This is a genomic window from Spirillospora sp. NPDC048911, from assembly GCF_043198015.1.
Classification (GTDB): Bacteria; Actinomycetota; Actinomycetes; order Streptosporangiales; family Streptosporangiaceae; genus Spirillospora.
The window spans coordinates 74,154-95,040 of sequence record NZ_JBICUD010000008.1 but is presented as its reverse complement, the minus strand read 5'-3'; the positions used below and the strand labels follow the sequence as shown (position 1 = coordinate 95,040).

18 protein-coding genes are annotated in these 20,887 nt (G+C 69.9%); 9 read left to right on the top strand and 9 right to left on the bottom strand.

Going from position 1 to position 20,887, the window contains the following annotated elements:
- Positions 1-74 precede the first annotated feature (74 nt).
- The 3 genes from ACGFNU_RS32760 (at position 75) to ACGFNU_RS32750 (ending at position 4,341) form a co-directional block, all read left to right on the top strand.
- Positions 75-1,478 carry a DUF4118 domain-containing protein gene (locus ACGFNU_RS32760; protein ID WP_392599930.1) on the top strand — a complete coding sequence of 468 codons (1,404 nt, stop codon included), beginning with the start codon at positions 75-77 and terminating at the stop codon, positions 1,476-1,478.
- Entirely contained in the window at positions 1,475-2,149 is a 675-nt protein-coding gene (locus ACGFNU_RS32755) for a response regulator (protein WP_392599928.1), read from the top strand. The genes ACGFNU_RS32760 and ACGFNU_RS32755 overlap by 4 nt, the downstream gene beginning before the upstream one ends.
- A 224-nt stretch (positions 2,150-2,373) precedes the next feature.
- Complete coding sequence (locus ACGFNU_RS32750) at positions 2,374-4,341, top strand: APC family permease (RefSeq protein ID WP_392599926.1); 1,968 nt, start codon at positions 2,374-2,376, stop codon at positions 4,339-4,341.
- 1 nt (position 4,342) lies between these two features.
- Here ACGFNU_RS32750 and ACGFNU_RS32745 read toward each other — a convergent pair whose 3' ends face one another.
- Positions 4,343-4,543, bottom strand: coding sequence for a hypothetical protein (locus ACGFNU_RS32745; RefSeq protein WP_392599925.1), 201 nt, complete (start codon positions 4,541-4,543; stop codon positions 4,343-4,345).
- Positions 4,544-4,932: 389 nt separating this feature from the next.
- Between ACGFNU_RS32745 and ACGFNU_RS32740 the strand changes: the two genes are divergently transcribed.
- Positions 4,933-6,285, top strand: coding sequence for a hypothetical protein (locus ACGFNU_RS32740; protein ID WP_392599923.1), 1,353 nt, complete (start codon positions 4,933-4,935; stop codon positions 6,283-6,285).
- Here ACGFNU_RS32740 and ACGFNU_RS32735 read toward each other — a convergent pair.
- From ACGFNU_RS32735 to ACGFNU_RS32710, 6 genes are all read right to left on the bottom strand, one after another.
- Complete coding sequence (locus ACGFNU_RS32735; RefSeq protein WP_392599921.1) at positions 6,271-6,852, bottom strand: hypothetical protein; 582 nt, start codon at positions 6,850-6,852, stop codon at positions 6,271-6,273. The genes ACGFNU_RS32740 and ACGFNU_RS32735 overlap by 15 nt on opposite strands.
- Positions 6,853-7,018: 166 nt before the next feature.
- Positions 7,019-7,309, bottom strand: a complete 291-nt coding sequence (locus ACGFNU_RS32730) for an AAA family ATPase (RefSeq protein WP_392600679.1) — start codon at positions 7,307-7,309, stop codon at positions 7,019-7,021.
- A 670-nt stretch (positions 7,310-7,979) separates the two neighbouring features.
- A complete protein-coding gene (locus tag ACGFNU_RS32725) occupies positions 7,980-12,239 on the bottom strand; it encodes a trypsin-like peptidase domain-containing protein (RefSeq protein WP_392599919.1) in 4,260 nt (1,419 codons plus the stop codon).
- Positions 12,232-13,146 (bottom strand): hypothetical protein, encoded by a 915-nt coding sequence (locus ACGFNU_RS32720; RefSeq protein ID WP_392599917.1) that lies wholly within the window; start codon positions 13,144-13,146, stop codon positions 12,232-12,234. Before ACGFNU_RS32720 ends, ACGFNU_RS32725 begins: the two co-directional genes overlap by 8 nt.
- A gap of 8 nt (positions 13,147-13,154) precedes the next feature.
- Positions 13,155-13,487 carry a CU044_2847 family protein gene (locus tag ACGFNU_RS32715; RefSeq protein WP_392599916.1) on the bottom strand — a complete coding sequence of 111 codons (333 nt, stop codon included), beginning with the start codon at positions 13,485-13,487 and terminating at the stop codon, positions 13,155-13,157.
- Between the two features lie 140 nt (positions 13,488-13,627).
- Positions 13,628-14,140, bottom strand: coding sequence for a DUF6985 domain-containing protein (locus tag ACGFNU_RS32710; RefSeq protein ID WP_392599915.1), 513 nt, complete (start codon positions 14,138-14,140; stop codon positions 13,628-13,630).
- Positions 14,141-14,545: 405 nt separating this feature from the next.
- Between ACGFNU_RS32710 and ACGFNU_RS32705 the strand changes: the two genes are divergently transcribed.
- Positions 14,546-15,343 carry an alpha/beta fold hydrolase gene (locus tag ACGFNU_RS32705; protein ID WP_392599913.1) on the top strand — a complete coding sequence of 266 codons (798 nt, stop codon included), beginning with the start codon at positions 14,546-14,548 and terminating at the stop codon, positions 15,341-15,343.
- On the top strand, positions 15,336-16,505 hold the full coding sequence (locus tag ACGFNU_RS32700) for a SpoIIE family protein phosphatase (RefSeq protein ID WP_392599911.1): 1,170 nt from the start codon (positions 15,336-15,338) through the stop codon (positions 16,503-16,505). Before ACGFNU_RS32705 ends, ACGFNU_RS32700 begins: the two co-directional genes overlap by 8 nt.
- A gap of 22 nt (positions 16,506-16,527) precedes the next feature.
- Here ACGFNU_RS32700 and ACGFNU_RS32695 read toward each other — a convergent pair whose 3' ends face one another.
- Complete coding sequence (locus ACGFNU_RS32695) at positions 16,528-17,382, bottom strand: LysR family transcriptional regulator (protein ID WP_392599909.1); 855 nt, start codon at positions 17,380-17,382, stop codon at positions 16,528-16,530.
- Between the two features lie 71 nt (positions 17,383-17,453).
- Between ACGFNU_RS32695 and ACGFNU_RS32690 the strand changes: the two genes are divergently transcribed.
- Both ACGFNU_RS32690 and ACGFNU_RS32685 read left to right on the top strand, forming a co-directional pair.
- Positions 17,454-18,329, top strand: coding sequence for an SDR family NAD(P)-dependent oxidoreductase (locus ACGFNU_RS32690; RefSeq protein ID WP_392599907.1), 876 nt, complete (start codon positions 17,454-17,456; stop codon positions 18,327-18,329).
- A gap of 165 nt (positions 18,330-18,494) precedes the next feature.
- On the top strand, positions 18,495-18,734 hold the full coding sequence (locus tag ACGFNU_RS32685) for a hypothetical protein (RefSeq protein WP_392599906.1): 240 nt from the start codon (positions 18,495-18,497) through the stop codon (positions 18,732-18,734).
- 188 nt (positions 18,735-18,922) lie between these two features.
- On the opposite strand, the gene ACGFNU_RS32680 is transcribed toward ACGFNU_RS32685, so the two are convergent.
- Positions 18,923-20,167 (bottom strand): cytochrome P450, encoded by a 1,245-nt coding sequence (locus tag ACGFNU_RS32680; protein ID WP_392599904.1) that lies wholly within the window; start codon positions 20,165-20,167, stop codon positions 18,923-18,925.
- 97 nt (positions 20,168-20,264) lie between these two features.
- On the opposite strand from ACGFNU_RS32680, the gene ACGFNU_RS32675 reads away from it, so the two are divergent.
- Positions 20,265-20,849, top strand: coding sequence for a GlxA family transcriptional regulator (locus ACGFNU_RS32675; protein WP_392599903.1), 585 nt, complete (start codon positions 20,265-20,267; stop codon positions 20,847-20,849).
- Positions 20,850-20,887: the final 38 nt, after the last annotated feature.

Genomic DNA, 20,887 nt, shown 5'->3' with positions numbered 1-20,887 from the left:
CCTCTTCGTCCGCGCTGGGCGTAGGCGTGCGGGGCGCCGGCGAGCTCGGGCTTACGCTAGAGATCGTCATGGGGATGAGCGGGGACGGTGGGCTGAGCGGCCGCAGGCTGCTCGTCGGGTGGGCCCTGGCGCTGGCCGGGCCGCTCCTGCTGACGCTGCTCGTGGCGCAGGTGCGCGATCAGGTCGGGCTGGCCTCGACGTTGCTGCTGTTCGTGACGTTCACCGTGGTGGTGGCGCTGGTGGGCGGCCTGGGGCCGGCGCTGTGCGCGGCGATCGCGGGGAACCTGCTGGCGAACTGGTTCTTCACCCCGCCCTACTACACGCTGAGCATCGCCGATTTCGAGCATGTGCTGGCGCTGGTGTTGTCGGTGGTGGTGGCGGTCGCGGTGTCGCTGGTGGTCGATCTCGCCGAACGGCGGCGGCGCGCGGCGGCGCGGGCGGGGGCGGAGGCGGCGGCGTTGAGCCGGTTGTCCACCACCGTCCTGCGCGGCCAGGACACCCTGCCGGACCTGCTGGCCCAGGCCCGCGAGACGTTCGCGCTGGATTCGGTGAGCATGCTGGAACGCGCCGAGCCGGGCTGGCGGGTGGCCGGGTCGGCCGGTCGGCGGGCGGCCGCGCATCCCGACGAGGCGGACATGCGGGTCGTGGTCGACGATGCCGTCCTGGCAGCGCGGGGCCGGGTACTGCCGGCCTCGGACCAGCGGGTGCTGGCGGCGTTCGCGCATCAGGCGGCGGCCGCGCTGGAGCGGCAGCGGCTGGAGGCCGAGGCGGTGCTGGCCCGGCGGCTGGCCGAGGTCGACAAGGTCCGGACGGCGCTGCTGGCGGCCGTCTCGCATGATCTGCGCACCCCGCTGGCGTCGGTGAAGGCGAGCGTGAGCAGCCTGCGCCAGGACGATGTGGAGTGGGCGGAGGAGGATCGGGCGGAACTGCTGGCCACGATCGAGGAGTCCGCCGACCGGCTGGACGGCCTGATCGCCAACCTGCTGGACATGACCCGGCTCCAGGCCGGGGCGCTCGCGCCGCTGGCGCGGCCGGTGGCCCTGGAGGAGGTGGTCCTCCGGGCGCTGGCCGGCGTGGACGCGGAGCTGATCGAGGTGGACGTGCCCGAGACGCTGCCGCCGGTGCTGGCCGATCCGGGGCTGCTCGAACGCGCGGTCGCCAACGTGGTGGAGAACGCGGTGCGCCACGGCGCGGGCCGCGTCCTGGTGACCGCGAGCGAGCTGCGCTTCGGCCGGGAGGAGGGCCGCATCGAGCTGCGGGTGGCCGATGACGGGCCGGGGGTCCCCGAGGACGCCAGGGAGCAGATCTTCGCGGCGTTCCAGCGGCTCGGCGACGCCCCGCAGGGCACCGGGGCCGGGCTGGGCCTGGCGGTGGCGCGCGGCTTCACCGAGGCGATGGACGGCACGCTGACCGCCACCGGCACTCCCGGCGGCGGCCTGACCATGGTGTTCGCCCTGCCGATCGCGGAGGGGCCATGACGCGGGTGCTGGTGATCGAGGACGAGCCGCAGATCGTCCGGGCGCTGCGGATCAACCTCAAGGCCCGCGGCTACGAGGTGGACGCCGCGCCGGACGGGCGGACCGCCCTCGACCTGGCCGCCCGCCACCGGCCCGACGTGGTGATCCTCGATCTGGGGCTGCCGGACATGGACGGCGGCGAGGTGATCCGGGGCCTGCGCGGCTGGATGAGCGCGCCGATCATCGTGCTGTCGGCGCGGCAGGACTCCACCGACAAGGTCGAGGCCCTGGACGCCGGCGCCGACGACTACGTGACCAAGCCGTTCGGCATGGACGAGCTGCTGGCCCGGCTGCGCGCCGCGGTCCGCCGCGCGGCCCCGGCCGAGGAGGCCGCCGTGGTCACCACGCCGACGTTCACCATCGACCTGGCCGCCAAACGGGTCACGCGCGAGGGAGCCGACGTCCGGCTCACGCCCACCGAGTGGCATGTGCTGGAGGTACTGGTCCGCCATGCCGGCCGCCTGGTCAGCCAGGTGCAGCTGCTGCGCGAGGTGTGGGGCCCGGCGTACGAGCAGGAGACGAACTACCTGCGCGTCTACCTGGCGCAGTTGCGGCGCAAGCTCGAAGCCGATCCCGCCCATCCCCGGCACCTCATCACCGAGCCGGGCATGGGCTACCGCTTCGAACCCTGACGACCACCGCTTCGGCCCGTGACCACCGTTCTGGCGGCGCAGCTCAAACCCGCCCCAGCGGTCCGCACGTCAGGCGCGGCGGCTCCAGCGGCCATCGCCCGGCATGCTTTCGCTCGGCTGGACGGGGACCGATGGCGTTAAGGGTGTGTCAAGATCGCACGCCGGGGCGTCAGGAAGGCGTTAACGCCGTGGCTCGGGCCAGCGGCAGGCTGTCTGCTGGAAATGTGCTTGATGTCCTGAAACTCCCCAAACGGTTCGTGGTGGGCCGGCCGCTGCGCAACGAGCAGATGGGTGAGACCCTGCTGCCCAAGAAGATCGCGCTGCCGGTGTTCTGTAGCGACCCGCTGTCGTCCAACGCCTACGCCACCGAGGAGATCCTGCTCGGGCTCAGCCTGGGCGGGCTGGCCCTGTTCCATCTCGCTCCCGCCGTGGCGCTGGCGGTGATCGTCCTGCTGGCGGTAGTGGTCTTGTCCTACCGGCAGACCTGCCACGCCTATCCCGACGGCGGCGGCGCGTACGCCGTCAGCCGCGAGAACCTGGGCGTCAACGCCTCGCTCGCCGCCGCCAGCGCGCTGCTGGTCGACTACGTGCTGACCGTCGCGGTGTCGGTGGCCGCCGGCGTGGCCAACCTCGTCTCCGCCGTGCCAACACTCGCCCCTTACAGCGTGCCGATCTGCCTGGGGCTGGTGGCGCTGCTCGCGGTGATGAACCTGCGCGGCGTCAAGGAGTCGGGCTCGGTCTTCGCGATCCCCACGTACGGGTTCATCGCGGTGGTCTTCATCATGATCATCTGGGGCGGGACCCGCGCCCTCTTCGGCGACGCCCCGCAGGCAGAATCGGCGCATTTCGGCATCAACGCCTCGCACGAGACCACCGGCTGGCTGGCCCTGGCGCTGATCCTTCGCGCCTTCTCCCAGGGCTGCACCGCGCTCACCGGGGTGGAGGCGGTCAGCAACGGCGTGCCGAACTTCCGCAGGCCCAAGAGCAAGAACGCCGCCGACACCCTGGCCATCATGGGCGCGATCACCATCGCGATGTTCGCCGGGATCACGGCCCTGGCCCTGACGGCTCACGTCCGCATCGCCGAGAGCCCCGCCCTGCTCACCGGTGCCCCGGCCGGCTACGAGCAGAAGACCGTCATCACCCAGGTGGCCGCCGCGGTGTCCGGCGACGGGTCCTGGCTGTTCTACCTGGTCGCCTTCTTCACCGCCGCGATCCTGGTGCTGGCCGCCAACACCGCCTACAACGGCTTCCCCATCCTGGCCTCGATCCTGGGTGAGGACGGCTTTCTGCCCAAGCAGTTCTCCCGCCGCGGCGACCGGCTGGTGTTCAGCAACGGCGTCGTCATCCTCGCCCTCCTCGCAGGCACCCTGATCTGGGCGTTCAACGCCAGCACGACCCGGCTGATCCAGCTGTACATCATCGGCGTCTTCGTCTCGTTCACCCTCAGCCAAGCAGGCATGGTCCGGCACTGGACCAAACTGCTGGCCGACGCGACCCCCCAGGAAGCTCTCCGGCTGCACCGTTCCCGGGCCATCAACGCGGCCGGAGCCGCGCTCACCGCCCTGGTCCTGATCGTCGTCCTGGTCACCAAGTTCACTCACGGCGCCTGGATCGTCGTCATAGCGATGCCCGTGGTCTTCATCATGATGAAGTCCATCCACCGGCACTACGACCGGGTCGCCCTCGAGCTCACCCCGCCCGACGAACCACTAACTCTTCCCAGCCGCATCCACGGCATAGTCCTCGTATCGAAACTGCACACCCCGACCCTGCAAGCGCTGGCGTTCGCCCGCGCCACCCGCCCATCCACCCTGACAGCTCTGACGGTCCGAACTTCTCCCGCCGACACCGAGCAACTCGAACGTGAGTGGGCGGCCCGCGACATCCCCGTCCCGCTCACAGTTCTGGACTCCCCCTACCGCGACATAACCGGCCCAATCCTCGACCACGTAGCCCGGATCCGCCGCAAAAGCCCCCGCGACCTCGTCTGCGTGTTCATCCCCGAATACGTCGTCGGCCACTGGTGGGAACACCTCGTCCACAACCAGAGCGCCCTACGCCTCAAAGCCCGCCTGCTGTTCCGGCCCGGCGTCATGGTCACCAGCGTCCCCTGGCAACTAGGCTCCGCCGAAGCCGCCCGCGACTCCGAACACACCTCCCTAACCCCCCGCCATCAATCCCGAACCTGACTCACGTCCGGGGCCCGGCCTCGAACACGACCCATTCGCACGTCCCGTCAGCCGCCCTGAGGAGGACCTCGCCACCACTCGCCTGGTGGGCTTGCAGAAACAGCCACACCCGTACGGCCACGTCGAGCACCTCGGACCGGCTCAGGCGCAACCTGAACGACTCGCGTTCCAGCCCGCGCACCGCCTCGGCGCTCAGAGACACAGTCGCCGTCGGCCCGCCGCCCGGCCTCACAGACCCAGTTCCACATGCTTGCGCCCGGCCGCCTTGCGCAGCTCCGCCCGCAGCTCAGCAGGCGTATCGGCCTCACAGCAGGACGCGTCGTGCCGCACCTGCTCCCCAGCCGCAGGTCCCCGTGTCGCCCACCACCGACCGGTATCGCTGGCCCGAATGATTGACCAGCCTGGAAACTCCGCCCGAAGCGCCGCCTTGGCCTCCGCTACATCCATCGTTACCCGGACTCCTTTCCGTACGCATCCCGCTATTGCCAATGAACCCATGCCACGGACCGCAATGGCAGGGGAGAATGGCGGAGAGGACCCGGAGATCATCAGCTCTCCGGGTTGCCCGGGTGAGCGTGAGGCGGCAGGCCGATGACGAATGACCCACGTCCGGAATGGGCCGTCCGCATCCAAAGTGAACGTGAAGCTCGGAAATGGTCCAAATATGAGCTGGCCCGGCAGCTCATGAAGGTCGCTGACCTGCAGCAAGGCACCGTAGAAAATCTTGCGCGCCAAGTCCGCGACCACGAGAATGGGCGCCACTTCCCCCGCGAGTGGGCCCCCGCCTACGCCGCCGCGTTCACCCTCACCGAAGCCGAGATCTTCGGCATCTCCGATCACAGCAGCCCAGATCAGGCACCCCGTTCTGACCTGGCAACCGTTAACGTGGATGGAACGGGCACACTCGACGATTGGGAAGCCATGGAGCGTCGGCGACTATTGCTTGCCGCCCTCGGCCTGGGGGCCACGTCCCTCGGATCATCCAGCGAATCCGTCCGCCAGCTCCTCGACCTCGCCATCGAAAGCGAGATCCGCCCCATCGAGGACTGGCAACTCACGTGTGTGGATCAGTTGCACGCGCTCCGTACGCAACCGCCCGCGAAGGTCCAGGCCGCTCTCGCAATCGATCTATTGGCACTCCAGCGTCAGCTTGGAACCGCCAGTTCTGCGGACAAGTCGGACTTGTACCGGGTCCTGGCATCGCTCTCCATATTTCACGCCAATATCCTCACTCGCCTCGGTAATCACGGAGCTGCCATCCACTGGTGGCGCACCGCCCGGCGGGCCTCCGATGTGTCCAACGATCTAGAAGTCCGCATGATGGTCCGCTGTGAAGAGGCCGGCTTCGGGCTCTACGGTCAGCGTGACCTGGGCACGGTGCTCCGCTTGATCGAGAACGCCCAGCACCTCGGCGGGGACTCGCCCTCGTTCTGGAACGCCGACCTGGCAGGCATCAAGGCCAAGACACTCTCGCTCCTGGGCAGGCACGACGAGGCCAAGCGCTCACTTCAGACCTTCGTCGACTGGGACGGTGGCGACGCCCGCGCGGGAATCTTTCCCACTCTCTGGAGCTTCGATCAGCCCCACTTCGCCGAGAGCTGGATCTACGCGGCATCAGGCGACGAGGCAAGGTCGGGCGAAGCTCGTGAACACGTACTGGCCCGCACTCCCGACTACCAGTACGGGGCCAACGTTCAGCTGCACCAAGCCATGTGCACCGTCGTCAATGGTGGGATCGACGAAGGCGCCCAGCACGCCACGACGGTCCTCGACGCCCTCCCAGCCCCCTACCGCAGCCAAATGATCACCGAGACCGCGCGCACGGTCCTTCGCCTCACACCAGTCGACCAGCGCCACAAGCCTTCCGTCCGTGAGCTGGGCCAGACCTTGGCCCGAACCACCCCCACGTTCGCCCTCACGGCCAGCACTTCATCCACCGTGTAAACCTTCGTCGATCAGCTCGATCTCGATGGCCAGGATGAGGGATTTCGACAGCTTGGCGCCGGTGTCGGTGAGCACCATCGGGGTGAACACCCGAGGTGGCGGGGCGAGGCCTGGCAGCTGGGCGAACGCCTCGTCGACCAGCTGGCAGCCGTACGTCCAGTCGCCGCCCTTGACCATCACCGACAGGGTCACGTGGTCGCGGACCGCCAGGCGTTCCTTGACGAGGTTGCGGTAGAGGGTGGCCAGGAACTCGTGCCGGAAGGCGGGGTCGGTCTGCTGGCGGGTGTAGGTCTCGATCTCGTAGTCGACGCCGGTGGCGTCGGCGAGGGAGTCGAACATGGCCAGGTAGTACTTGCCGAGCAGGTCATCCACCCCATCGGCGCCGAGCGCGTGGACGTAGGTCTGCTGGTAGGCGTGGTGGGTCTCGGGGTCGAGCCGGATGTCGTAGGGGGCGTTGTCGAGCGCCCCGGAATCGGACGATCGTGTCGACGCCGAAGGCTCGTTTGGTCTGCTTGGCCAGCAGGAACGCCGCCGTCTGCACCAGCGACGTCCCCAGGTGAGGTGCACCGTTGATCTGGGTGCCGACGCAGAACGCGACCCGGTCGGGATTGGTGGCCTGGAAGCGGGGCCGGACCATATCGACGCTGCGCGGCATCGCGTTGGCCAAGATGTTGTTCGGGCTGATGATCTCCATGCTTCCGGTGCGGCCGTTCATCGACTGTGGCCTCCCTGGTCAGACGGCGGGAACGGGAAGCTGGGCGAGGATGAAGTCGATGCGACGGCGGGGCTCGTCGGCGGGGACGAAGATCGGTTTGTAGCCGGCGTCGTAGTAGCCCTGGACGATCAGTTCGTGGACACGGCGTATCTCTCGCTCCTTGGCCCACACCAGGTCGTCCTCCGAATCGAAGTCGTCCAGTGCGTCCAGGACGAACACCGCGTCGTACCGGTAGACGCGGGTGGCCTCCTCCAACTCGGGATAGGGGCGCAGCCCGAAGAAGGCATCCCACCCATACCCGTCGGGTATGCCGCCTCCGCGGCCGCTGCCTCACGCCTCGCGGTCAGCTTCGCCCCCGACGTAGAAGCCTCGATACCGAACAACAGCCGCGCCGCCCCGGCAAGCTCGCCGTTCTCCAGGCGGCCGAGTTCCTCGCGCAACACCGTCTCCAGCGCACGGGTCCGGCTGGCCGGATCACCAGGGTCCAGCGCCCGCGCCCGCACCCCCGGCAATCCCAGCAGCCCCGCCCCGGCTCGGCCGGGACGGACCGGGAGGCCGAACCGCACAATCGCCCGTACCTCGTCGGCGAGCACGTCGGCCGCGTGATCGTTCGAGGCCGTCCCGAAAGGAGCCATGACCCGAGTCTCGCACCCGATACCCAGAAAATGCCCAGTACGAAGCCCAGTAAATACCCAGTCGTTGACCACGTCACCACCAGGTAACGGTCCGACTTCGCTCCGCACGCGACCCGTACACGGCAAGGCGCCGGGTGTTGCGCCTCAGGGCGCGGCCGCGCTCGATCCGGCCACTCGCACGTCCCGGTGGAACAGGCCGGCGGTGAGCCTCATGCCGCCGGCCGTCCATGGCTCCATCTTCGTCGTGGCGGACCGCTCCGATGGGCGTCACGGCGACGGTGGCATTCGTCGCCGCCTGGTCGCATCGGGACGCCGAACCCGACGAGGTCCTGCTGACGGCGCCGTCAAGGGCAGGCGGGAGAGGTTGAAGCCCGGTTGGCCAGGGTGCAGAGGGTTCGCAGCCAGGCGGCGGGGGCGGTGGGTTCCAGGTGGCCGTCGGGGGAGAGCCGCCAGGGCGCGGCCGCCGGGCCGACGCCCGTCAGGATCGTCGTGCGGGGGGCGCGGTCGAGCGGGCGGAACAGCCCGAACCACGGATCACGGGTCCAGCGGCGCACAGCCAGGCCCGAAGACGCCGTCCAGCGCAGGGTGCGGGTGGTGTAGGTGACGTCGAGGGCGCGCGGGTCGCCGGCGAAGGAGAGGGCGACCGGAACCAGGCCGTCGGGAGAGGGCAGCCGGCCGGCCAGGGTGCGGGTGTCGAGGTTCCACACCTGGACCTCGGTGGAGGTGCCCACGTTCAGGATCAGGGCGGCGAAGCGTTCCGAGGCGTCGATCGCCAGTACGGACTCGTCGAAGACGCCGGTCGTGTCGAGGTCGATGCCCGATCCCGCTCGCGGGGTGCCGTCCCACCAGTAGCGTGCCATGTATTTCAACCGGGGGTCGATGCGGCCGTCCCCCAGAACGAGCATGTCGCGGTGCCGCGGGCGAACGCGGAGGGCCATGATGGCCATGTCCGCGAGAGGCCCCCAGGTCAGTTGCCGGACGGGATCGATGCTCCACAGGACCAGCCGCCGCCCGTCGCGGAAGGCAGGGCCGTCGGCGCCCCTGAGCGCGATCCGACGGTCGTCGGCGAAGGCGACGTGGGCACCGCCCTGGCCGATGGTGGCGACCGGGGTCAGGGCGGGCAGCCGGAACAAGGTCGTGGTACGGGTCTTCGATGAGGTGCTCGCCAGGGTCCGGCCGTCCGGGGAGAGCGCCAGCCGACCGGCGACCTTGGGAAACCATTCCTCCGGGCGGCGGAATCTGGGCGGTTCCGTGTCACTGGACGAGACCGGAATGGGGACCGCGCCGGTGCGGCGCCGGGTACGGACGTCCCAGACCTCGGCCTGCGCGTTCGGGTCGATCAGCAGCACGTGGGAGCCGTCCGGAGTGAACCGGACGTACTGTGCGGCGGCCAGGTCCAGCCCGGCGGGGTGGAGCGCGCCGAAGACGAGCCGGTGGATCGCGTTGTCCAGGGCGTCGGGCGCCGCGACCCGGACGACCATGGCCGCCTGGTTCTGCACGGTGACCAGCCGGTAGTCGCCGTCCGGCTCGGCGGTCACCGCGAACAGGCGCTGATCGACCGGAAGCTGGAGCGTGCGCATGGAGCCGTCGTCGGCGCCGATCTCACCGACGTGGACGAGGCTCTCGTCGACGAGGTCGCGGTAGGCCACGTGCGCGCCGTCGGAGCTGAAGACCGGCGAGCGGGGGCAGTCCGCCGAGCCGTTCCGCTGGGGGATCACGGCGCGCCGGGCGAGCACCGCGTCGCCGGTCAGGCTCCGGAGCCTGAGGTTGTAGTCGCGGCCTTCGACCGCGCAGTCGGAGAAGACGTTCAGGTCCCGGGGCGAGCGCGCGCGGGTCGTGCGCGGTTTCGGCGGGGAGAACGGCCGCGTGCCGGACGCTGTCAGGACCGTCGGGAAGCCACTGGCGACGCTCAGGACGGCTTCGCCGGACGGCAGCACACCGAGCAGCGCCGTCCCGGACTGGAAGTAGGAGCCGCCCGGGTCGACCGGCGGTCTGGCCAGGCGCCGTGGCACCGTGCCCGGACGGTCAAGGTCGACGATCAGCGTGCCGGCGTTGGTCAGCATCGCCAGCCATCGGCCGGACGGATCGGCGAGCAGATCGAAGACCTCGTTGGTGACCAGGACGGCGCGTTCGGGCCGGCCGGTGCGCGCGTCGGCGATGACGATCCTTCCCAGGGCCGTCCTCGACACGTCGGTGATGAACGCGATCCGGTCGTCGCCGAGCCAGACCGGCTTGGCGGCCAGCGAGTAGCCCTGGAGCGAGATCGGGCCCGCCCGTGCCGGGCTCTCGGGCGGCAGTCTGACCGTCCGGACCGGGGTGGCTCCCGAGAGGTCCCAGATCCGCACGGACCGGTCGAAGGACTGCGCCAGCCGGGTGCCGCTGTGGTTGACGCGCGACCTCCCGTCATGGGGTTCGACGTAGTACGTGAGATCGAGAACCGACTCGACGGACCGCAGGCCCCGGTAGCGGTCGAGCAGGCGTTCGCGGGTGAACTCGTCGTCGTGGAGCCGGTGCGCCTTCAGCGCGGAGAAGAGGCCGCCCGGCATCGGCGCGGCCGGCTCGTACTTCAGGATCTCGCGTGACGCGAGGGTCGCGTTGCGGTCGTCCCTCGTGGCGACGCCGCCGGTGAGCGTCCTGACCAGGGACACCGTGAGGACCGCGACGAGTGCCAGGGCCAGGGCCCGCAGGACGGAACGCCGCGCGGCGGCCCGGGTGCTGGCGTTGACGAGGACGCGTTGCCGGGGGCTCAGCTCGGCCGGGTGGGCGCGCCGTTCCTGCCAGGCCTTGAGCAGCGTACGGCCGCGCAGGAGACTGTCACGGGCACGGTTCAGGTGCCAGCCGCGGGAGCGCGCGTCGAGCTCGTCCTGCCACTCGCGGAACTCCGCGCGCCGCTCGAATTCGTCGCGCAGCATCGGCCATTCTCGAACGAGCGCCTGGTGGGCGAGTTCTACCGTGGTGGGCCGGCCGTTGCCGCCCGACAAGGTCAGCAGGCGGGTGTCGGCGAGAGACCTTGCCAGCGGAGCGTACGCGCCGAGCTCGTCCAGCTCCGCGACCCGGCGGACGTACCGGCCGCCGGACACCGGGCTGATCAATTGGCAGAGCAGCTCCAGATCGGCTCCGGTCGAACCGCGGCCGCGCCAGATCTCCTCGGCGAACGCGGCCACCGCGCCGCTGACGCCGCCGAGCTCGCGGTAGACGTCGTGGCGCAGCGTTCCGGCGCGGCGCCGCTCCCACAGCAGCGTGAGCGTGAACTCGACCAGCGGCAGGGGATTCGGCTCGCCGGCCAGGTCGGCCAGGATGACGTCGACGAGGCCGTCCTGGTAGACGGGCATGCCCACCGGAGCGAGCGGCCGTTCGATCAGGGTGCGGAGTTCGCCGGTGGCGGGCGCGCGGATCGGCACGGCCGCGTGCTCGAACCGCTGCCCGATGCGGCGGTCGTCGAGCAGCGCGCCCAGCGACGCCGGGCCCACGGTCACCACGAGGGCGAAGGACGCGGCCCGTCCCGGGGCGGCCAGTTCGGTGAGAGCCGCCAGCAGCGCGATGGTCTCCGGTTCCGACCGCGCCAGGGCCTCGTCGACCTGGTCGACCGCCACGACGATCCGCCGGAGCCCCTCCTGCTCCGCCAGCGGCCCGAACACGTCGCCCGGACGCTCCGCCAGACGCGCGGCGAGCAGGTCCGGGTCGTCCGCCCAGGCGGCTCCGACGCCGGCCCGGGCCGCCTTCAGGCTCGGTTCGGCGATCAGCGCGGCGGCCAGAGCCGACCAGGGCGTCGTGCCGGCGGCGGGCCTGCAGACGGCGACGGCGACGTCCGGCGCCCGCAGCTCCGGCACGAGCCCGGCCCGGACGAGGGAGGACTTGCCGCATCCGGACGGGCCGGTGACCACGAGCAGGCCGCCTTGGTCCAGCGTGGGCAGCAGCTCGGCCGTGAGCTCCTCCCGGCCGAAGAACTGCTCCCGGTGCTCCTCCTCGAACGGGTCCAGGCCGCGGAACGGGATGGCCGGCCCGGACGCCTCGTCCAGGTCGGGCCAGATCCGGTACAGGGCCGAGCCGGACAGCGCGTAGCCGGTGCGCCGCTCCGCCTTGCTCTCGGCCTCGACGAGCATGCCGACGACGGCGCCGAGCTCGTCGTCCAGGACGGGGCCGCCGCTGAAACCGGGGCTGACGGCGATCCCGGTCGCACGGTCGTCGTCGATCTGGAACCGCCCTCCGGCGCCGGTGCCCCGGACCAGGCCCTCGGCCCACACGCCGCGAGGCCGTCCGGCGGGGCAGCCGTACAGGCGGACGGGGTGGCCCGCCGATTCCTCGGCATCGACGATCTGCACAGGCCTGGCCGCGCCGGGCAGATCGTCCGTGCCGATCCGCAGCCCGGCCACGTCGGCGTCGTCGGCCACGAACATGACGGTCGCGGGCATCCGCCCGCCGTCCGGGAGCAGCGGGAAGTCGATCTCGATCCGGGCGCCGAGCTCGGCCCGGCCGGTCTCCAGCGCGTACGCGGCGACATGCGCGCAGGTGATGAGGCGGTCGGCGTCGACCAGGAAGCCGACGCCGACGGGCTCGTCACCTCGCCAGATCCGGACGAGGGCCCGCTCCACGAACTCAGTCATGCTCGCCCCCGGCCGTCCGGGCGATCACGAGCACCGCGACCATGACCGACAGCCCGGCGCCGATCCCGAGCAGTGGAGGCCAGACCGACCACGTCCCGGCCGGAAAGGTCGCGCCCGGCCGGGCGAAGAGCGTCAACAGCAGGCTCGTGACGTCGGCGACCAGCGCCGTCCCCGGAAGGAGCAGCCAGCCCGCCACCAGTGGCCGTGCCAGCGGGTGCGTCGGCACGAGCACGACCAGCAGCGGAACGGCGACGACGCACCCGAGCGCGAGGACCCCGGTCACCAGGCCCAACCCCGTCGAGGGCCGGAGCAGCAGCCACGCGAAGAGCACGACCACGACCACCGCCGCGAGTCGCAGCGGCTCCGTCGCCGGGCGGGCCGGCGGGCTCGTCCGCCACAACCACACCCACGGAAGGGCGGTCGCGACCATCGCCGCCAGCAGTGCGGCCGAGCCGAGCCACAGCACCGCGGGCGCGTCGTAGACCGCGAGGCCGGTCCAGCGGCCCGGGACCGCGCAGGCGAGCGGACCCCACAACGCCGCCGAGCCGGCGAGGAACGCCGTCCTGCCCGGTGACCGGAGCAGGCAGGCGATGCCGCTGCCGAGGAGCACCACGAACGGGAGAGCCGTCACCACCAGCGCCGCGACCACGGACGGGCTGCCGGCGACGGCGCGAAAGTCGGAGCTGTAGAGGTGGCCGTCCAGCCGGCCCCACCGGCTTCCCCGTACCTCGATCGCGACGTCCCACCATCTGCCGGGATCGTTGCGGAAGGCGACCGCCGTGGCCGATCCGACGAGCTCATGGACGGGTTCGACGTTCAGCGCGTACAACGCCAGGCAGAACGCGCCGATGGCACAGATCCCGGAGACCCGGGGGAGGACCGGCCCGGCGGCGGGCACCTCGGGCACCCGCCGGTTCAGGCGGCAGGTCCAGCGGGCCCGGGCCGCTCAATACTGATCTTGATATGCGCGGCGCTGGCGGTCTTGGCGACCACCACCCCGACGTCCGCCGTCACGTTGAGCCCGACCTCGACGGTGACCTTCTCGCTGCGGTCGGCCGACGCCTCGGCCCGCTCGGCGACGGCCCGCGCGACCCGCAGGATGCGATCGACGCTCTGCTCCAGCGTCTCTTGGGCCCGTTCGGTCGTGGCCTGCCAGCGGCGTCCGGCAGGTACCGGAGCGTCGGTCTCCTCAACCTCGAAGGGAACGCTCTCCTCGTCCGAGAGGCGAACTTCGACATACTCAGCCATCGACGCATTCCCTTGGTACTGAGGTGCCAGTGTCATCAGAGAGAAACGGTAAGCGGGAGACCAGCCATTCACGAAGGGTTTTCACCCCGGTGACTGATTGTGGCCACCCATCTGCGCCATGCGACATGGCCCGGCGGAGCTCATCGCAAGCTGCGGTAGATGACACCGTCGAGGGTGTCGTCAGCGTAGGCGGCCGAATTGGTCAGATGCCCGTTGTAAGGTCCGACCTTGGTCACCGTACGGCCGTCCCTGAAGACGATCTGCAACCCGTGCTCGGGCTCCCAGTCGCATTCGCACTCCAGCGACACATAGACGTGCCGGCCGCGGCGGGAGTCGCGGCTGACCACCGGCTCATCCCCGAACCGGATGTGATCGAGCACGTCATGCGGCCCGTCGATCTCGACGTACCACTCATCGTCGCCGGCGGCCACGACGTCGTCCATGATGTCGCGGTAGTACGCGAAGATCGACGGCGCGGCCGCTTCCAGCGCCGACCGTTCGAGCGCCAGGAACGCACTGATCGCAGCGTGGAAGTCTTCAGGCGCGAGGTCATCGTCATAACCCTCGACGACGACGCGGCAGAGCGCCCCGCCCAGCATAGGCACGGGCACAGGCTCGCTCTGATAACAGCCCGCTTCAGACTCGCAAGGCACTGACCGACGCCTCCGGATGCCTCGTGGTGATCGTCTCCGACACCTTCTACAGAGGCGTGATCCGCCACCGCGCCGATGCCTTCCCTGATGAGTACCGATCAGTGCGCGTTACCTACAGAGAGACACACATCGATGCGTGGATCCGCTGAACAAGGGGTTGAGCTGCTGCTGTGTGGCATGGGCGTTGAGATGGGCCGGATGTCGCGTGCTCAAGGGAACCCCGGTCGCGCTTGCTGGTGGGCTCATGGGGACTGTGCCACCGGGTACTGGGTTTGATGCCGCTGCGGTGGTCGGGCTTGTCGGAAGTGCCTGCCTTCTGGTCGTGTCGGGAGGTGCGTGGTCGGGGAGCGGCAGGGTCGCCTTACTCTTTGGCCGGAGGGCAGGTGGCCGACGAGGGGGTGCTTCATGAGCGTGGTGGCTCGCAACAACGTGGTGGTGACCGGTCGGGAGGACGGGCCGGTGGTCATGCTGGCGCACGGTTTCGGCTGTGACCAGAACATGTGGCGCCTGGTGGTTCCGGCGTTGGCGGGCACCTACAGGGTCGTGCTGTTCGACTATGTGGGGGCCGGACGTTCGGATCTCGGCGCCTGGCGGGAGGAGCGGTATTCGTCGCTGGACGGCTATGCCGATGATGTTCTTGAGATCTGCCATGAGCTGGACCTGCGCGATGTGGTCTTCGTCGGCCATTCGGTGAGCGCGATGGTCGGCGTGGTGGCCTGCGGGCGGGAGCCCGACCGTTTCGCCAAGCTCGTTCTGGTGACGCCGTCGCCCTGTTACATCGACGACGAGGGGTATCGGGGCGGGTTCAGCCGGGCGGACATCGAGGAGCTGCTGGAATCCCTGGAGAGCAACTATCTCGGCTGGTCCGCGACCATGGCGCCGGTGATCATGGGGAATCCCGACCGGCCGGAACTGGGGGAGGAGCTGACCAACAGCTTCTGCCGGACCGATCCCGCGATGGCCCGCGTTTTCGCCCGGACGACCTTCCTGTCGGACAGCCGTTCCGATCTGCGCAACGTGAAGATCCCGACCCTCATCCTGGAGTGCGTGCAGGACGTGATCGCCCCCAGGGAGGTGGGCGCCTACGTCCAGGCCGGCATTCCCGGCAGCCGGCTGGTCACGCTGGACGCCACCGGGCACTGCCCGCAGCTGAGCGCGCCCGAGAGCACGGCGGAGGCCTTGCTGGCCTTTCTCGATGAGTGAGTCCGCCTTCTCGGCGTTGCTGGCCGAGAGCGTGGAGGAGGCGTACGAGCACGCGCCCTGCGGCTATCTGTCCACGCTGCCGGACGGACGGATCGTCAAGGCCAACAAGACGCTGCTGGAGTGGCTGGGGCAGGAGTCGCTCCACCAGCGCACCTTCAGTGACCTGCTGACGGTCGGAGGGAAGATCTACTACGAGACCCACATCTCCCCGCTGCTGCGAATGCAGGGGGAGGTCAACAGCCTCGCTCTCGACCTCGTGGCCCGGGACGGCTCGCGCCTGCCCGTACTGGCCAGCATCGCGAGCAAGGCGGGGCCCGACGGCCGCCCTGCCCTCGTCCGCGTGACGCTGTTCGACGCGACGGAGCGCCGCTCATACGAGCGCGAGCTCCTGCGCGCCCGCAAAGAGGCCGAAAACACCAGCGAGCGGCTGACGAGGGTTCTTTCCACCTTGCAGCGCAGCCTGCTGCCGCCGTCCCTGCCTCAGGTGCCCGGTCTGGAAGCCGACGCCTACTACCACACCGCCTCCATCGACGATCTCGGCGGCGATTTCTACGACCTGTTCCCGCTGGCCGACGGCCGATGGGCGTTCTTCATCGGGGACGTGTGCGGCAAGGGGCCGGACGCGGCGACCGTGACCTCGCTGACCCGCTACACGCTGCGGGCCGCGGCGATCCACGACCCGGACCCGGGCAGCGCCCTGGCGACCCTCAACACCGCCCTCTGCCAGGAATGGAAGATCGGTGAAGAGCTCAGCACCTGCACGGCGATCTTCGGCGTCCTCGAACCGCGCGACGGAGCCTTCGCGGTCACGTTCGCCAGCGGCGGCCACCCTCCGCCGCTCCTGCTGTCAGGCTCCACGGCCGACCATGTGCCGTGTCAGGGCGGTCCGATGATCGGCTTCCTGCCGGAGGCCCGGTTCCCCACCGACGACCTGCTGCTGAAGGCCGGGGACACCCTGCTGCTGTACACCGACGGGCTCACCGACGCCCGGACGAGTGCGAAGGGGCCCCGCTACGGCGACGAGGCACTGCGCACGTTCGCCGCCGAGCTCGCCCCGGCCTCGGCCGCGGCCGCGATCACCGCTCTCACGGATCTCCTGAACGGCTTCGACGAGGGCCTGGAGGACGACACCGCCATCCTCGCCCTCGGCATCCCCGCCTGACCGCCGCTGGAGCTCTTCCGAATCAGCATTCGAGCGCGGTGCGGACGAATCGTGCGATCCAGGGTGAACGGCTGTCCGCCGGCCAAAGGGCCAGGGTCCGGTACGGCGCCGCGTCGGGCACGGGAAGGTACGTCACGTCCGGCCGGATGTTCCTCGCGGCCAGCGAGGCGGGCACCAGCGCCACGGCCTGACCAAGCGCGATCACCTCCAGCAGCTGGGCGCTGTCCCGCACGACCGGGCCACCGGCGGGCCGATCCGGGTTTCCCAGCCAGAAGTCGCCGTCGACCATCGCGTCGCCCCACCGGGGAGCCGGTTCGTTGACGAGATCGGCGATGCTGAGGGCATCGCGGCCGGCCAGCTCGTGCCCGGTGGCGAGCGCGGCGACGCGTGGTTCGGTCGCCAGCAACTCCGTGTCGAGGCCGCGGCCGTCGAAGCAGGCAGCGATCGCCACGTCCGCGCGCCCGTCGCGCACCATGTCGGCCTGCTCGCCGAACCCGCTCACGACGACCCGGACCTCCGGCGCGTCCGGATCGGCGCGGAACCGTTCGCAGACGCGGTGCAACAACTCCGTGGCGATCCCGGGCTTGGCGGTGACCACGAGACTGCGTTCGGACGCCTGCCTCGTCCGGCGTACGGCGAGGTCGAGGGCGGAGAGGACGGCCGCCGCCTCCTTGGCGAAGACCTCGCCGGCCGGGGTCAGCGCCAGCCGGCGGCCGGTGCGGTCGAAGAGGGCGACGCCGAGCCGGTGTTCCAGCTGGCGCATGGCCCGCGACAGCGGCGGCTGCGCGATGCCGAGCCGCTTCGCGGCACGGGTGATGTTCAGGTCCTCGGCGACGGCGCGGAAATAGCGCACCTCGCGGACCTCCGGCTCAGGCATACCTCCAGGGTATGGGGCGGCACCCGATCGGTCTTTCCCTCCCGGCACGCGAGCGGGCTGGAATGGACGGCATGAACGCGAACACCGTGGCTCTCGTCACCGGCGGCAACAAGGGCATCGGCCGCGAGATCGTCCGCCGCCTCGCCCGGCGGGGTTTCACCGTGTACCTCGGAGCCCGTGACCCCGGTCGCGGCCGTTCGGCCGTCGACGAACTGACGAGAGCGCCGGCGGACGGACCGAATACGGCCGCTGCGGGCAGGCCGCATGAGTGCACGGCCGCGCTGAGTGGACGAGCCGACCGCACGGCCGCGCTGGATGGACGAGCCGAGCGCACGGCCGTTGCGGACGGCGGGCTGGACGTCCGGTTCGTGCGGCTCGACGTGACCGACCCCGGATCCGTCGAGGCGGCCGTCACGACGATCGAGAATGAGGCGGGACGGCTGGACGTGCTGGTCAACAACGCCGGGATCATGACCGAATGGGGTGTCGCGGCCGCCGAGACCAGCGCCTCGCACCTTCGCGAGATGTACGAGGTCAACGTCTTCGGCGTCGTCACGGTGATCTCGGCCTGCCTGCCGCTCCTCCGCCGTTCCCGCGACCCGCGGATCGTCAACATGTCCAGCGGGCTCGGGTCGCTCACCCTCCTGAGTGATCCGGCGAGCCCGCTCGCGGCCCGGGCCTCCCTCGGGTACAGCTCGTCCAAGGCCGCGCTCAACGCACTGACCCTGATCTACGCCAACGCCCTGCGCGCCGACGGCATCAAGGTCAACGCCGCCGGCCCGGGCCTGGTGCCGACGGACCAGAACGCAGCCGCGCCGTTTCCCCGTGGCGACCGCACCACAGCCGACGGCGCCGTCGTCCCGGTGCTGCTCGCGACGCTTCCTTCAGACGGCCCCACGGGCGCCTTCCGAGGCCCAGACGCCCTGGACGAAATCATCCCCTGGTAAACCGCGAACGCGCTCGACCGCGGCCGGCGCTCTCGATCTCGCCGAGGTCGGATACCTGGGCCCTGTTTCTCACTGAGCGGTTTTGGATAAGTTTTCGCCTTGATCGCTGAGTAATGTGCGTACATGTTCCGCTGCTGATAACCGATAGGCAAAGGATGTGACCGTATGAGACGACGCATTACCAAGGCGATCGCCGTCGTTGCGATCGCCACCCCCGCGGTGCTAATTCCCTTGACTTCCGCCAGCGCGGCGCCCGTTGACACCCGGCTGCACGGGCCCTACGCCACCCAAAACGCCTGCGTGAACGCGCGGCTCGCGGTCGCCGTTTCTGGGCGCCATACCACTCCTTGCGCGCAGACCTTTTTGCCCGCCAGCTACGATTGGTTTTTCTGGTCGTCGAGCTGAGTCGTGAGCACGGGTTATCAAGGGTTGGCGGCCGCCGCTGCCAGCCCTTTCCCATATCCCGAACCCGCGTTCACCGTTCCGCACAGGAACAGCTAAATGATCCATCATGTCGGCCAATGCTTGAGTCACAGGCGGCGCCACATGGCACAATTGTGGCGCGGAATGCGGAGTGGGTCGATGCCAGATGGTCATTGTCGTTCTTGCAGGCGCATCGGCAGGTGGCGGATGCCGGTGTGCTTGTTGGATCGGGTGTGTTCTGCCGGGCCTAGGGCGACGGCGGCGTCCACCCGGTCGAGCAAGGCATCGAACAGGACGCGCATTTCCATGCGGGCGAGCGCGGCGCCGAGGCAGAAGTGGATGCCGCGTCCGAACGCCACGTGAGGATTGGGCGTGCGATGGATGTCGAAGGTGTCGGGGTCGGTGAACACCTCTGGGTCACGGTCGGCCGAAGCCCACCACAGTGTCACCTTCTCGCCGCGCCGGATCTGCTGCCCGCCGAGCACACAGTCGGCGGTCGCGGTTCGGCGGTTGTAGGGCGTCGGTGAGGTCCAGCGCAGCATTTCCTCGATGGCGGAGTCGAGGGAATCGCGGTCGGATTGCAGCTCGCGCCAGGTCTCTGGTCGTTCGGCGAGGGCGAGCATGCCGCCTGCGATCGCGTTGCGCGTGGTCTCGCTGCCCGCCGCGATGAGGAGGTTGAACAACATCTGCTGTTCGAGGTCGGACAGCGGCTCGCCGTCGAGCGTCCCCGTGACCGCGATGGACAGAAGGTCTTCGCCGGGAGACTCACGCTTGTGCTGCAACAGCCTGCCGCCGTAGGCGAACATTTCCCCTGCGGCTTGCTGGCTCAACGCGCTGGACTGCCCCAATTCGCGATCGGAGTAGTCGAGGGTGGCGTTCGCCCAGCCCAGCAGCTGATGCCGGTCTTCCTGCGGGACGCCGAGCAGTTGGGCCACCGCCTGCAATGGCAATTCCGCGGCGACGTCCACGAGGAAGTCGCACTCCTGGGCCGCGACAGCCTGGTCGACGATCGCCGCGGCCCGGTTCCGCAGGTCGGACTCGATGCGGGCCAAAGTCTTGCGGGCCACACTGGGCTGGAGCAGCTTGCGGAAGCCGGTGTGCCGTGGCTGGTCCAGCATGTTCAGCAGGACGCCGGGCGCCAGGCCGTCGGGGAGATCCTCGATGAGGGTGCCGCCGCCCGCGCGAACGGCCGTGCCCTGGGACGAGAAGGTGACCGCGTCCGAGCCCGCCGCGACGACGTCGTGATAGCGGCTCACCACCCAGAAGCCCTCACCGTCCGGGGTGTGCTCGGTCGGCGGATGCCACCAGACCGGGGCCTGCCGGCGTAGCCGTTCGAACACCTGGTGCGGGAACCCGTCGGCGAATCTGTTCAGGTCGGTGAGGTCGATGCCGGTCAGGTCGATGTCGAGCGTCATACCGACTCCTTATGGCCGGTGAGCAGAGCCACGGCCGCAAGCATGGCATGGGCCCCGGTTCTCCGCCTTATCACCGACGACCGGCTTTCCCGGCGTTGTGTCCTGGCTCTACGCGGACGAACTGGCCCGACGTTGCCCGACCGCCGACGTCCGGCCCGAACGTCTCGTCGTCACCGGCAAGGGCGTGACGACGACGGCGGCCTTCAGCGCCATGTACGACTTCGCGCTGGAACTGATCCGCGAGCACAGCGGCCCCGCCGTGGCCCGGACGACCGCTCGCGTGGCGCTGGTCGACGACGCGCGTGCGTCCCAGACTCCCTACGTCGACACGCGCCTCCTTCCGCAGCCCGGCAACGAGTTCTCCCGCAGGGTCATGCGTTGGCTAGACCAAAATCTCACCCTCCGATACGACCTGGCCGCCCTGTCAGACACGTTCAACGTCAGCACGCGAACGTTGCTACGGCGATTCGCGGAGGAAACCGCCCAGAGCCCGCTCGAATACCTCCAGTCGTCGCGCGTCCGCCGCGCCCGCCACCTCCTCGAAACCACGGAACGAACCGTCGCGAGCATCTCGACCGCCGTCGGCCACAGAGACTCCGGGACGTTCGCCGCCCTCTTCGCCAAGCACACCGGGCAACGCCCAAGGGACTACCGCACCACCTTCCGGCGCGGTGCCACCTGAAGCCGCCACCTCGTTTGACCGCAAGCACACAAGTGCGC